Origin of the sequence: Thiothrix eikelboomii (assembly GCF_900167255.1) — a bacterium.
Classification (GTDB): Bacteria; Pseudomonadota; Gammaproteobacteria; order Thiotrichales; family Thiotrichaceae; genus Thiolinea; species Thiolinea eikelboomii.
The window spans coordinates 66,782-79,777 of the sequence record NZ_FUYB01000003.1; the positions used below are offsets into that span (position 1 = coordinate 66,782).

Sequence of the window (12,996 nt, forward strand, 5' to 3'; positions counted from 1 at the left end):
CGTGAAAGCATACAATATTCCTAACGACCCGTAATCCCCGGAAATAAAATCAACATACCCATCATGCATGCCTTGCGCTTGATTGGTGTCGATCTGGGCTTTGAAGTCAAGCAACGAATGAGTACTTGCAAACAGCGGTTAGGCTAGCCTGCCTCAGCCACACCTGAAATCACCTAAAAATACCAGCACACACGTATTTTTTGCATGTTCAAGCTCATTCATTCCGCCTAAACTGCCTAGCTTGATTAAACGTGAGGAGAGCGAAGCAGCCGATCTTTAGGCTGGCTATTCCTTACTATTCGTTAACTCAGCTAGGCAGGATTGAATATGCAACACGCAATTCCTTATATGCAATTTCGTGGAGGCAGCTCGAAAGGCTTGTACTTTTTAGCAGAGGATTTACCGCTTGATCCTGCTGAGCGTGATCAAATCATTTTGTCTGCACTCGGGCGGGATACAAGGCAAATTGATGGCTTAGGCGGTGCACATCCTTTGACGAGTAAAGTCGCCGTGGTGAGTCGGTCAACCCGCCCCGATGCTGATGTCGATTTTCTATTTGTACAAGTCGTGGTCGGTGAAAACCGGGTGGATACCACCCCGAATTGCGGCAATATTTTAGCCGGAGTGGGGCCGTTTGCCATTGAAGCTGGCTTGATTCCAGTTCAAGGCGAGACCACTACCGTGCGCGTATATATGCTCAATAGTGAGAATCTGTGTGAACTCACCTTGCAAACGCCCAATGGCAAAATGACTTATGAAGGCACGGCCAAAATCGACGGTGCGCCCGGTACTTCGGCGGCGGTGATTTGTAATTATCTAGATATTGCTGGTTCTATTTGTGGCTCACTACTACCCACGGGTAACACCCAAGACCTGATTGAGGGTATCCCCGTCACTTGTATTGATAATGGCATGCCAGTCGTGGTGATTAAGGCTCAAGATCTTGGCAAAACGGGTTATGAAACTTGTGCCGAACTCAGCCATGATGCTGCCTTTCGCGCCAAACTCGAAGCCATTCGCCTTAAAGCCGGTCCTTTAATGAATTTAGGGGAGGTCACTAAAAAAGTCGTCCCTAAAATGACCTTGATTGCGCCCCCACAACAGGGTGGGCATATCAGCACCCGTACCTTTATTCCGCATACTTGCCATGATGCAATTGGTGTTTTAGGTGCGGTATCAGTTGCCACGGCCTGTATTTTGCCGAACTCCGTCGCGCAAGGAGTGGCCGTGATTCCTGAGGGCAACCCGAAAAATTTATCCGTTGAGCATCCTTCTGGCGAGTTTTCTGTTGAGTTATTACAGGATGCGAACGGCACTGTGATTAAAGCAGGTCTATTGCGTACTGCACGCCTATTGAGTCGTGGCGAAGTGTATGTGATTACCTAAAAGTTTATTTTTGGAGGAGATGAAATGAGCAAACCAAGCTGTATGCCACCGGATAATCATACCCGAACCCCTTTATATAAAGCGCCACCTCAATCCTGTGATGCCCATTGTCATGTATTTGGACCACATGCGATCTTCCCTTATTCCGACAAGGCCTCCTACTGGCCACCTGATGCGGATAAGCATGCACTCAAACGTCTGCATGATAAATTAGGTATCGAGCGAGCAGTATTGGTGCAAGCCAGCTGCCACGGCACAGATAACCGCGCCATGATTGATGCGATCAAATCCAGTAAGGGTGCTTATCGTGGTGTCTGTATCGCTAATGACAGTTTCAGTGAAAACGACTTTCAAGATCTACATGATGGCGGCGTGCGCGGCGTGCGCTTTAACTTCGTTAAGCATTTAGGGGGAGCACCTAATCTTGACAGCATGAAAACCGTACTCGAGCGCGTTAAGCCTTTGGGCTGGCATTTAGTCATTCATGTGAATGCAGAAGATGTGATTAGTTATGCCGAATTCTTTGATGCCCTTGATATGGATATTGTCGTTGATCACATGGGGCGAGTACCCACGACGGAAGGCGTTGGCCAACAAGCCTATAAAATCCTGTTAGAGCGGATGCAGCGGGATAATTGGTGGATGAAAGTTTGTGGCTCTGAGCGTATTTCGATGGGACCACCCTTTTATGATGCGGTTCCCTTCGCACAAGGCTTTATTGAACTTGCCCCCGAGCGGATTTTATGGGGTACCGATTACCCTCATCCGAATATTAAAAAGCACATGCCCAATGATGCTGATTTATTGGATTTAGTCCCCTTAATTGCACGCGATCCCGCCATTCAGAAGAAAATTCTAGTGGATAATCCAGCTCGCTTATATGGATTTCCCGATTAAAACTTAATCATCCCCCTCACCCCATTCTTCATAATAGAAGGGGTGAGTCTATCAGCCCCATTAAATCCAGCCTAATAGCTAGCATTGATTAAAAAATTATTATAAAAATATCACTAGCGAGTCTCTCCACTACTCTCACGGGCATTATTGGGTATTATTATGTTGGCAGAGCACACCCTTTCTAATTATAGCAACTCCCCAAACCTACTCACGCAATTACAAACGGAGTTAGTCCGCTTACAACAAGCCCATGATCTAGAAACGCATATTGATGAAAAAATTCGCCTTGAGGTTCTGATTGTCAATAAGCAACAAACCTTATGGCGGGCTTATCAGCAAGAAACGGCGCGCTTACGTTCTAAACGCTCGTTTAGTGCAGCGATTAATCTCTGGAAAGAGGCTTTATCCTTTCTCAGACAGGCAGACTTTACGCCTAGTATCCAAACCGAACTAGCCGAGTTAACACAGCTAGAGCAGCAAGCTTTGGTCATCGGTGAACTTAAACAATGCTTGTCTCGCGTTAAAGAATTAAGGCCGTTTTTCCCAGAACTCATCCAAGCTTTAGGACAGGCAGTAGGCACAGCAAACTTTAGTTTATTAAAAGAGCAAATTGAGTTTTTTCTGCAAAACGCCCCAGCCGATCACGAAGGTTTTTTACTATGGTGGCAGATGGAGCGTGAAACGACTTTTACACCTAGAAACAATCTGGACATGACTCGGTTAGCAGCTCGTATCCAACAAGGTGATATGGTGCTATTCATAGGTTCTGGCGTCATTGAAAACCAAAGCTCTAGCCAACAGATGGTTGCACAACTCGCCGAGTATATTGGCTATCAACATTTTAATGGCACACTCTCTTCGATTGCCGAATACTATCAACTACGCCCAGAATTTGGCACTTCTGCCCTATTAAACAGCCTACGTGCACAACTACCCAAGACCCCTATTAGTGTCCATTTATATCAAGCGCTCGCCAAAATTACTGCGCCTGTTGTATTGATTTCGGCGACTTATGACAATTTATTAGAAACTGCGTTGCGCCATAGTGGTAAACCTTTTGTGGAGTTAGCGTCTATTGTCAGGCGCAGTGAAGACTATGATATTGGGCATGTCTTCGTTAGCTTCTCTGATCAACGTCAAACCCCTCGGGTTTATCCAGAAGAAGAGTTATCCCGTTTACGTTTTATTGAGGATGGCTATTCCATTATTTACAAAATTCGTGGGACTTGTGCGATTGATCCATCCAGAGATGAGGCGATTTTACGGGATGCACTCACTTTAACCGAAAGCCATTATTTTAACTTTGCCCGTTATGCTGAGCGGATTATTCCTAGTTACGTCGCTCGCCAACTGCGTAACCGTGGCTTCTTATTCGTGGGCTATCAGCCGAGCCATTGGGAAGAGCGCTTACTTGCAGGGGCTTTATTAGAGCGCAGACAATCCCAAGAATCGTGTTATGTACTCGGTAATAGCCCCAACCCTTTAGAAGATGCCTATTGGGCTGCACGCAATGTTAAATCACACCCCATTTCCCTCAGCGAGTTTGATCGCTATTTAGCGGAAGGTTTAGTATGAACATAGAGGCAAGCCCTTATCCGGGTTTACGCCCTTATCGAGAAGATGAATATCATAAATTCTTTGGACGGCAAGCCGATGCAGAGATTTTAATTGATAAATTATTAACGAATCGCTTAACCTTGTTATTCGCAGCCAGTGGGGTGGGCAAAAGCTCTTTACTTCAAGCAGCGATTATCCCCAAACTCAAAGCAGCTGAGGGTGAAAATCTCTCCGTCGCCTATCACAATGATTGGATTAGCCCACCCACACAGAGCGTTAAACTAGCCGTCTTAAATGCACTGCAAGCCAGCAAAATCATTGCCGCTGATACTGATTTTTCGGACGATACTTTGCCAGAAATTTTAAGTTTTAGCTCTGCATTAGTACGCCCTCCTTTTGTCTTGATCTTGGATCAATTTGAAGAATTTTTCCGCTATCAACGGGCTGGTTCTGAATTTCAAATCTTTATTGATCAACTGATTACTCTGATTACTGCACCCCCATTAGCTTTGAGTTTAGTAATTTCGATGCGCGAAGATTTTGCGCTGGAATTAAATGCGTTTAAACCCAAACTCCCAACTATTTTATTTGAGAATTTTTATCGCCTAGAAAAGCTTGGACGTGATACCGCGCTAATGGCGATTGAAGCACCCGTTAAACAGCTTGGTTTTCGTTATGAGCCCGAACTACTTAAAGCCCTTACCCATGACCTACTCAGTCGTGAATTAGATCTTAACCCTAATTTGCCCGTGGCTGAGCTACGCATGACTGTCGAGCCACCCTATTTACAAATCGTCTGTGCCCATGTCTGGGAGTTAAATAAAAATAATCCTGATAAATCACTCCATTTAGCCAGCTATATAAAAGCTGGACGCGCTCAGGGTATTTTGAAAAGTTATATCGAGCATACCTTAGATAGCTTCAGCCATAAAGAAAAACGACTCGCTGCGCAAGCCTTTGATCTTTTAGTCAATCAGCGGGGCGTGAAAATGGCTTACACCGTGCCAGCGCTTGCTAAGACCTTAAAGGTTAAAAACTCTGAATTACAGGCTGTTCTGGAAAAGCTAGAAAAGGTGCGCGTTTTACGCAAACAGCAACGCGCAGAAGAAACTTGGTATGAACTCTATCATGATATGTTCTCAACCAGCCTTGAAACTTGGAATAGTGCTTGGAAAAATAAAATACGGTCGAGACGCGACCTCAAAATCTTATTGGGTAGTCTATTAGGTATCTGCTTGATTATTGCGGGTATTGATGTGTATGTAAACTCACAATTTTACCACTTACGCCTCAGTGCTAAACAATACTCTGATCGAATTGAATTATGGCAAGGCATGACCGATAATAGCCTTTGGCCTTTTGATCTTTTCCGTCAACGTCAATATCTTGCAGAAACTCATCTCACCCGTGATGATTTAGAGCCGGATAAACGCTTTTCGCAGAAAAATATTTATCGTGACCATGATTTACAAACACCATTAATTATTAATCGCCCGATTGAAGAACGCATAACAGGGCTAGCAGAAAATGGTGATTACCTTGCAGCAGTTCAATTAGCACAGGATACGATCACTCCGAATAATATTGAATTAGCTAAACGAGTCATTCCGCATTTAAACGCCATTAACACTGAAACTGCAGCACAAGCTGTTTATAGTTTGCTTAAAGAATCTTCAAGTAAAACTATCAAAAACACACTAGCTGATGAAGCAACACAAGGTAGAAATGGTATAATCTTACTAAGGCATGGACTGGACTCCTTACAACTGCCAGAGTCATCTACTAATCACTCATCCAAAGCCGAGTTTATTTTCTGGCAAAACCAATTAAGCTTTCAAGCTACTAGATTAGATGTTTTAGATAAATGGCTTAACTGGAAGGTTACTGATCTTGAAAAACTACTAAGTACACCTTATACAGAAAAAATAAGCATTTACTTAGACGATTTAATTAAAAACCATGATTCATTTAACGAAGCGGCAATAGAAATAGCAGTAAGTTTAAATACTCCAAATATAAAATCTTATTTATTAAATTCACTGGCAACAGAAAAAAATCCATCCACTAGAATTTCTATAATTAGCAACTTAGCGAAGCTAAAGGCAGAAGAAGCAAGCTCTGAATTAATAGATAGCATAATAGACGAGACAATCAACGAGATAATAAATGAATTAAATAATGGAAACTTAGAAACTATTACAACTGCTATTAAAGCAATAAAATCATTGCCCAATCAAAAAACAACCCCATTCTTGATCAAATTATTAAAAAACGAAGATAGTAAAACTCGCAATACAGCTGCTTATACGTTAAATTTATTAAAAAATCAAACCACTATTCCTGAATTTGTTAAATTATTAAACGACAAAAACCTTGAAATTCGCAGTATAGCCATGTATGCATTAGGATCATTAAAAGCTCAAACTGCCATACCTGATTTGATGCAGTTATTAAAAGATGAAAATCCCAGTATCCGTAGTGAGGCTATTCAAGCTCTAGGCTCACTCAAAGCTCAAGCTGCTATTTCTGAACTGATTAAACTGCTAAAAGATAAAGACGATGATGTACGTTATCTAGCTATTCGAACTCTAGGTTTATTGCAAGCTCAAGCCTCTAGCTCAGAACTCATTTTATTATTAAAAGATGAGAATAGTACAATTCGTAGTGCTGCTATTTATGCCTTAAGTCAATTAAAAAATAAAACGCCTCTATCAGAAACTATCAATCTATTGAAAGATGAAAGCGAACAGGTACGTAGCGCTGCTATTTATGCCTTAAGTCAATTAAAAAACCAAGCTGCCATCCCTGAACTCAGAAATCTATTAAAAGATGAAAATGAACAAGTACGTGGTACCGCTATTCAAGCTCTAAGCTTCTTAAAAGCTCAAGCTACAACTCCCGATTTTATTGTTTTATTAAAAGATGATGAAGCCAATATACGTAAACAAGCCACTCTAGCTTTAAGCTCATTACCCACCAAAACTGCTATTCCTGCATTAATTAAACTATTAAAAGATGAAGATGAAGAAGTACGTAATGCAGCTATTAAAACTTTAGATTCATTACAAGCTCAAATAACTATACCTGAACTCATTAAATTAAAAAAACACTCAAAGTATGTGCAAACAAATAACCTTTTATATAAAGAAAACCCTTCAATAACTTCAAATATTAATTATATTCTAAATCTATCAACTCTTGAGCAAATGGATAAAGAACATAAAAACCAATATCTAATTAACAAGTACATATCTCAAGAGCAATTATACTTTCTTTTACAAAAACTAAAGCAGAATAAAGTCTCACCCACCCTCATCGCCCTCAGCCTAGAAAAAAATACCAATAGCCTTAATCAAACACAAAAAAACTTAATATCCAAGGCTTTAAGCCTAGTAGACAGAACCGTACTTGCCGAAGCCAAAGCAGAATTAGCTCAGCTTGAGCAACTCGAAGCTCACACGCAAGCTAAGCAAAATACGCTTTGGCCACTTTTAAGTGCAGCTGAGCTAAAAACAAAAATTGCTGAAAATAAGACTAAAATAACTAACTGGCGTTATCAGCGTGACCTCCCTCCCCCTGATCCAAGCCATCAATTGACGACGGCTGAGCTTAAACAACAAGAGCAAGAACAGGATGACTATGAATATGCCCGTATCCTAGCCTATGAATACAGTTTTGATCTCGCCCTCTTAGATGAAGCAACAGCACTACAATTCCTGCACGATGATCTTTATGAAGTGCGTGAGGCAGTCGCTCGTGGTTTAGCGAATAGCCCGTTTCTAGGTGTAGGTTTATTGAAAAAATTAGAAAAAACTTGGCTGACCACTGATGATCCCATTGAGCGCCAAGCCGTGTTTCATGCGCTTGATCTGTGTTTATTAGCCCTCGAACACACTGGCACGGCCAAAGAACTAGCAGAATTGCAAGCCTATTTAGCCGCGTTAAAAGCCTATCCCACATCTGATGATAATAAGGATCATCCTGCTAAATTAGCCATTCTCCCACGGATGGATTGGACGGTGACTTTATTAAACTGGCGGATTGAAGCACAAAAAGAATTAAAAACCGCAACTGAAGAACGATTCCCTGCTTTATTACAAGCATACTGTTTAAATCCTGATGGTAGTGATCTGCCCAAGGAAGCCTGTAAAAACCCAAGCATCCTGAGTTTATATGAGCAGGAGTAATAGGGAGCTTAGCCATGTCAACTTTAATTTATGATTTTTTCATTTCCGCTGTCGAAGCCGATCAAGCCTGGGTACAGCAACATTTATTACCGATTTTAACCGCTGCAAACAAACGCTATCTGACTGAAGCAGAATTTCAGCCCGGTCAACCACGCCTGTTAGAACTTGAACGCGCTATCACGCACAGTGAAAAAACATTACTGATCCTATCTGCAGCTTATCTACAAACAGATAGCAACGTGATTATTGATTTATTTGCCATGCACTATGGTTTGGAGACGCGCACTTGGCCCGTGATTCCGCTATTACTGGCTAAACTTGAACTGCCGCCCCGCTTGCGCTTGGTGATTCCTTTAGACTTTAGTCAGGCTGCTGCTTATCCTGATAATTATCGGCGCTTGTTAAACAGCACTGAACTTCCGAGCTTGCCTAAACCTTTGCCTGCGCAAGGCTTAAACCCCGTACAAAAACTACAGCTCGAACGCCAACAACGCCTAACCCATAAACTGGCACGCCTGCAAAACCAATATGACCTCGAAACTCGTGAAGAAGAAAAAATGCGCTTGGAGTATTTGATTAAAGACACTCAAGCCAGTTTGGATGCACTGAGTTAGCTAATAGCATTAAACCGCCACCATCAGCAATACAAACAAAAAGTACAAAAACACTGCCAGTTTATCCATGTCGCTCTGTGAAAAAACTACCTACACTATTCGCAACACTCTAGCTCGCTGGGAAAGCGAGCATACTTCTCATCATCAGGAGGCGTTATGATCACTCACACCGTTCAAGGCGTTGCTGTCAAACAGATTAACCGCGCTGAGGCTGCGACTATTGATGGTCTTGCTCAACTAGGCGCGGCTACCGTTCACGAGGCACAAGGGCGTATTGGTAACTTAAACCCGAATATTCGCCCCATTTATTCCGGTGCACGCATTGCGGGCAGTGCAATTACGGTACTCGCGCAGCCCGGCGATAATTGGATGCTTCATGTTGCCATTGAGCTATGCCAACCCGGAGATATTTTAGTGGTCGGAACGACCACGCCTTGTACCGATGGCTATTTCGGTGATTTATTAGCAACCTCGGCACAAGCTCGCGGCGTCCGTGGTTTAATCATTGATGCGGGGGTGCGTGATGTGCGGGATCTGACTGAGATGAACTTCCCCGTTTGGTCGAAAGCGATTTCGATTAAAGGCACCGTGAAAAATACCTTAGGTTCGGTGAATGTACCGATTATCTGTGCAGGCCAGTCTATTATGCCCGGTGATGTGATCGTCGCAGACGATGATGGTGTCTGTGTCGTGCCACGCCTACAAGCCGCTAAGACTTTAGAGATCGCTCAAAAGCGTGAGGCCTTTGAAGGTGAAAAACGCGCCAAACTCGCCTCCGGTATTTTAGGTCTAGATATGTATAAGATGCGCCCCGGCTTGGAAGCCGCCGGTTTTAAGTATGTTGAGCGCTTGGAGGATTTAGCATGAGTAAGCCATTAATTATTGACTGCCACGGTCACTATACTACCGCCCCCGATGAGCTAGGCGAATACCGTGATCAGCAAAAACAAGAACTCAAAACTGATCCGCTCTTCGAGCATGTCAAAGGTATGATTAAGATTAGCGATGATCAGATTCGTGATAGCCTCGAAGGTGCACAACTCAAATTACAACGTGAACGGGGGACTGATCTTGCGGTCTTTTCACCCCGTGCGAGTTGGATGGGGCATCATATTGGCAATCAAACCACCAGCCAGTATTGGACTGAGCATTGCAATGATTTGATTTATCGTATTACCGACCTCTATCCGCAAAATTTTATTGGGGCCGCGCAATTACCCCAATCACCGAATGCCGATATGAAAGCCAGCGCTAAAGAGCTGGAGCGGTGTGTATTAGAGCTTGGCTTTGTAGGCTGTAATCTAAGCCCTGATCCATCCGGTGGACATTGGACAGCACCACGCATGGATGATCCTTATTGGTATCCCATCTATGAAAAGATGTGCGAACTCAATGTACCCGCCATGATTCATGTCAGTGCCTCTTGCCACCCATGCTTTGATACCACTGGCTCACATTATCTCAGTGCGGATACCGCAGCCTTCCAGCATTACATGATGGCAAAAACGCTATTTAAAGATTTCCCTGAGCTTAAATTGATTATTCCGCATGGTGGTGGAGCCGTTCCTTATCATTGGGGTCGGTTTCGTGGTTTAGCGGATATGATGAAGCTACCGCATTTGAACGAGATTATCCGTGAACATATCTATTTCGATACCTGTGTTTATCATCAAGAAGGCATAGATTTACTGTTAGAAGTAGTACCGATTGAGAATATTCTCTTTGCCTCAGAAATGATTGGTGCAGTACGCGGCATTGATCCGCAAACCGGTCATTATTTTGATGATACCAAGCGCTATATCGACGGTAGTGCCTTAAGTGCCGAAGATAAACGCAAAGTATTTGAATTGAATACTCGTCATGTCTTCCCACGTTTGGATGCACGCTTGCAAGAGGTCGGCTTATTATGAGTCATAAACCTTATGATGATATTCCCGGTACAACCATTTTTGACCCTGATATGGCCTTTAAAGGTTATCACCTGAATCAGTTTGCCTTGTCTTTGATGAAAGCAGAAAACCGTGAGCAGTTCAAAGTCAATGAGCGTGCCTATTTAGACACATGGGCGATGACCGAGGAACAAAAACAGGCCGTATTAGCACGGGATTATAATTGGATGATGCGTTTGGGCGGTAATGTCTATTTCCTTGCCAAAATTTTCTCCACCGATGGTTTAAGCTTCCAGGTAGCGGCTGCGAGTATGACGGGCATGACCCAAGAAGACTACGCACAAATGATGCTCGATGGTGGGCGCTCACCCGAAGGCAATCTGTATAAAAAGGAGCAAGCATAATGGCAAAAATTACCGCAGGCGTTGCGACCTCGCATGTTCCGGCAATTGGGGCGGCTATTGATCTTAGCAAAACCGAACAGCCCTATTGGCAACCGGTGTTTAAGGGCTATGAATATGTCAAAGCGTGGATTAAAGAGCAAAAGCCGGATGTAATTTTTCTGGTGTATAACGATCATGCCACTGCTTTTGATATGAATATGATTCCGACTTTTGCAATTGGCTGTGCGCCCGAATTTAAACCTGCTGATGAAGGTTGGGGGGCGCGCCCAGTACCGACCGTGAAAGGTCATCCGCAATTGGCGGCACATATTACCCAAAGCCTGATTCAGGATAATTTTGACCTCACCATCATTAATAAAATGGACGTGGATCATGGTTTGACTGTGCCACTGTCGTTGGTATTCGGGCAAGTTGAAGAATGGCCGTGCTTGATCATCCCGTTTGCAGTGAATGTGGTGCTTTATCCGCCGCCTTCAGGGCAGCGCTGCTATGACTTAGGCAAAGCCCTGCGCAAAGCCATCGAAAGCTTCCCCGAAGATCTGAAGGTACAAGTCTGGGGTACGGGCGGCATGAGTCATCAACTGCAAGGTGCACGGGCGGGCTTGATTAATAAAGCCTTTGATAACGATTTCTTAGATCGGATTATTGATAAGGCGGATGAATTAGCCCAAGTCCCGCACATTAACTATGTTCGTGAAGCAGGCTCAGAAGGCATTGAACTGGTGATGTGGCTGATTATGCGCGGTGCTTTAAATGATGAAGTGGAATTAAAACACCGTTTTTATCATGTACCTGCCTCAAATACGGCAGTGGGGCATTTGGTGTTGGAGAATAAACCCAGCTAGCACCTTGCTGCAATCATCAACAAAGATAAAGATAGAAGCTGCTTGGCTTCTATCTGAACTACTCATTTTAGCCCTACTTTGTGCAAATTCATGACTGCACACAATGGGTACTTTTCTAATAAAAACCTAGCTATTTCCTTTATTAAAACGGCTAACACTAGCTTCTCATTGACGACTTAGTACAATCTAAAACCTTCATGCAGAGGCTAGAGTTTAGGAGGAATGATGAAAATTTGTATGGTCGGCCAAGGTGCATTTGGCCAGAAGCATTTAGATGCTTTAAAAAATATTCCTGATGTTGAAGTCGTCAGTTTAGTCGGTGGCACCGAAGAGAGTACCCGGGAAGTTGCCGAGAAATACGGTATCCCCTTCTGGACTCTCGACCTAGCAGAGGGTTTAGCGCAACCCGGTGTAGACGCCGCGATTATTACCTCGCCCACTCCTATCCATGCAGCACAAGCCCTACAAGTGATGGATGCGGGCAAACATGTCATGATCGAAATCCCAATGACCGATAGCCTTGCCGATGCTGAGGCAGTCTGCGCTAAGCAACAGGAAACCGGCTTAGTCGCGATGGCTGGACACACCCGCCGTTTTAATCCTAGCCACCAATGGATACACAAGAAAATTGTGGCGGGCGAGCTGAAAATCCAACAAATGGATGTACAAACCTATTTCTTCCGCCGTCAGAATCTGAATGCTTTAGGTCAAGCGCGTTCATGGACTGACCATTTACTCTGGCATCATGCTTGTCATACCGTCGATTTATTTGCTTATCAAACGGGTGAAAAGATCGTACAAGTCCAAGCCTTACAAGGGCCTAAACACCCTGAGTTAGGGATTGCGATGGATATGAGCATTGGCCTGAAATCAGAATCTGGGGCAATTTGTACTTTATCGCTGTCCTTCAATAATAATGGCCCACTTGGTTCCTTCTTCCGTTATATCTGTGATAACGGTACTTATCTGGCGCGGTATGATGATCTCGTCGATGGCTACGAAAAGCCAATTGATGTCAGTCAAGTCGATGTATCCATGAATGGAATTGAACTGCAAGATCGGGAATTTATTGCTGCGATTAAAGAAAAGCGCGAACCCAATGCGAGTGTGCAACAAGCCTTGGCGGCCATGCGAGTCTTGGATTTATTAGAACAGCAGTTAGAAAACTAGGCCGCAAACTGCATCAAAAGCCGTGTTGATCAGAACACGGCTTGATC

The 12,996-nt window shown here is 43.6% G+C and carries 10 protein-coding genes; all 10 read left to right on the plus strand.

The window, feature by feature from the left end:
* Positions 1–327 precede the first annotated feature (327 nt).
* Positions 328–1,386: a 4-oxalomesaconate tautomerase gene (locus tag B5D50_RS04200; protein WP_078921334.1), complete on the plus strand. Its 1,059-nt coding sequence runs from the start codon at positions 328–330 to the stop codon at positions 1,384–1,386.
* A gap of 24 nt (positions 1,387–1,410) precedes the next feature.
* Positions 1,411–2,283 carry an amidohydrolase family protein gene (locus B5D50_RS04205; RefSeq protein WP_078921335.1) on the plus strand — a complete coding sequence of 291 codons (873 nt, stop codon included), beginning with the start codon at positions 1,411–1,413 and terminating at the stop codon, positions 2,281–2,283.
* Between the two features lie 159 nt (positions 2,284–2,442).
* Positions 2,443–3,858: an SIR2 family protein gene (locus B5D50_RS04210; protein ID WP_078921336.1), complete on the plus strand. Its 1,416-nt coding sequence runs from the start codon at positions 2,443–2,445 to the stop codon at positions 3,856–3,858.
* On the plus strand, positions 3,855–8,027 hold the full coding sequence (locus B5D50_RS04215) for a HEAT repeat domain-containing protein (protein ID WP_078921337.1): 4,173 nt from the start codon (positions 3,855–3,857) through the stop codon (positions 8,025–8,027). Before B5D50_RS04210 ends, B5D50_RS04215 begins: the two co-directional genes overlap by 4 nt.
* Positions 8,028–8,041: 14 nt before the next feature.
* The gene (locus tag B5D50_RS04220) at positions 8,042–8,641 is read left to right on the plus strand and encodes a toll/interleukin-1 receptor domain-containing protein (RefSeq protein ID WP_078921338.1); all 600 of its coding nucleotides are present in this window, start codon (positions 8,042–8,044) and stop codon (positions 8,639–8,641) included.
* A gap of 156 nt (positions 8,642–8,797) precedes the next feature.
* Entirely contained in the window at positions 8,798–9,508 is a 711-nt protein-coding gene (ligK, locus tag B5D50_RS04225) for a 4-carboxy-4-hydroxy-2-oxoadipate aldolase/oxaloacetate decarboxylase (RefSeq protein ID WP_078921339.1), read from the plus strand.
* Positions 9,505–10,551 carry an amidohydrolase family protein gene (locus B5D50_RS04230; RefSeq protein ID WP_078921340.1) on the plus strand — a complete coding sequence of 349 codons (1,047 nt, stop codon included), beginning with the start codon at positions 9,505–9,507 and terminating at the stop codon, positions 10,549–10,551. Before ligK ends, B5D50_RS04230 begins: the two co-directional genes overlap by 4 nt.
* Entirely contained in the window at positions 10,548–10,934 is a 387-nt protein-coding gene (ligA, locus tag B5D50_RS04235; protein ID WP_078921341.1) for a protocatechuate 4,5-dioxygenase subunit alpha, read from the plus strand. The genes B5D50_RS04230 and ligA overlap by 4 nt, the downstream gene beginning before the upstream one ends.
* Positions 10,934–11,779, plus strand: a complete 846-nt coding sequence (locus B5D50_RS04240; protein WP_078921342.1) for a class III extradiol dioxygenase subunit beta — start codon at positions 10,934–10,936, stop codon at positions 11,777–11,779. Before ligA ends, B5D50_RS04240 begins: the two co-directional genes overlap by 1 nt.
* Positions 11,780–12,001: 222 nt before the next feature.
* Complete coding sequence (locus B5D50_RS04245; RefSeq protein ID WP_234975795.1) at positions 12,002–12,949, plus strand: Gfo/Idh/MocA family oxidoreductase; 948 nt, start codon at positions 12,002–12,004, stop codon at positions 12,947–12,949.
* Positions 12,950–12,996: the final 47 nt, after the last annotated feature.

Excerpts from the sequence above, each read along its gene's own strand:
- B5D50_RS04200 (WP_078921334.1), top strand. The coding sequence starts at position 328 with ATGCAACACGCAATTCCTTATATGCAATTTCGTGGAGGCAGCTCGAAA.
- B5D50_RS04205 (WP_078921335.1), top strand. The coding sequence starts at position 1,411 with ATGAGCAAACCAAGCTGTATGCCACCGGATAATCATACCCGAACCCCT.
- B5D50_RS04210 (WP_078921336.1), top strand. The coding sequence starts at position 2,443 with ATGTTGGCAGAGCACACCCTTTCTAATTATAGCAACTCCCCAAACCTA.
- B5D50_RS04215 (WP_078921337.1), top strand. The coding sequence starts at position 3,855 with ATGAACATAGAGGCAAGCCCTTATCCGGGTTTACGCCCTTATCGAGAA.
- B5D50_RS04220 (WP_078921338.1), top strand. The coding sequence starts at position 8,042 with ATGTCAACTTTAATTTATGATTTTTTCATTTCCGCTGTCGAAGCCGAT.
- ligK (WP_078921339.1), top strand. The coding sequence starts at position 8,798 with ATGATCACTCACACCGTTCAAGGCGTTGCTGTCAAACAGATTAACCGC.
- B5D50_RS04230 (WP_078921340.1), top strand. The coding sequence starts at position 9,505 with ATGAGTAAGCCATTAATTATTGACTGCCACGGTCACTATACTACCGCC.
- ligA (WP_078921341.1), top strand. The coding sequence starts at position 10,548 with ATGAGTCATAAACCTTATGATGATATTCCCGGTACAACCATTTTTGAC.
- B5D50_RS04240 (WP_078921342.1), top strand. The coding sequence starts at position 10,934 with ATGGCAAAAATTACCGCAGGCGTTGCGACCTCGCATGTTCCGGCAATT.
- B5D50_RS04245 (WP_234975795.1), top strand. The coding sequence starts at position 12,002 with ATGATGAAAATTTGTATGGTCGGCCAAGGTGCATTTGGCCAGAAGCAT.